1 protein-coding gene is annotated in these 432 nt (G+C 46.5%); it reads right to left on the bottom strand.

Annotated elements, in window-relative coordinates:
• Window positions 1–93: 93 nt before the first annotated feature.
• On the bottom strand, window positions 94–432 hold a 339-nt coding region (locus KP705_RS17955; protein ID WP_215765274.1), incomplete at its 5' end, for a hypothetical protein.

Genomic DNA, 432 nt, shown 5'->3' with positions numbered 1-432 from the left:
TACTGGAAACTTATTGTAGCAGATAGAAATCAATATTTGACTTGTCATAGTGTCCGACTATGACAATTACATTGTCGTCGGTCCTGCGGAGCTTCAAAGATACCAGTCTGCAAGCTCCTGAAAGGCGTCCTGATTAGCTTCGAAGTATTCGGAATCCGGAACCTCAATAGGAGGCTCATCAAGCTCTACGGGGTCTTGTAGACGCTCTATGTCGAGAACCTTTGACAGCATCCCATCTTCTAAGACGCTACCCCCACCTCTACCCATGTGAGATATCGTGTAAGTGTCAAGCATATATGCTTTTGCGGAATCATCCACCGCATTGATATCCCTGTTGCCAAGCTCCCACGAACCACGCAACGCAAACAGATTACGCCCCGTTAGAGCATCGCATCCAATTTTTTGGAGTTTTTCGATAACCTGCTGATGGTG

Source organism: Gluconobacter sp. P1D12_c, assembly GCF_018812105.1.
Taxonomy (GTDB): Bacteria; Pseudomonadota; Alphaproteobacteria; order Acetobacterales; family Acetobacteraceae; genus Gluconobacter; species Gluconobacter oxydans_A.
This window is presented reverse-complemented; position numbering and strand designations above follow the sequence as displayed.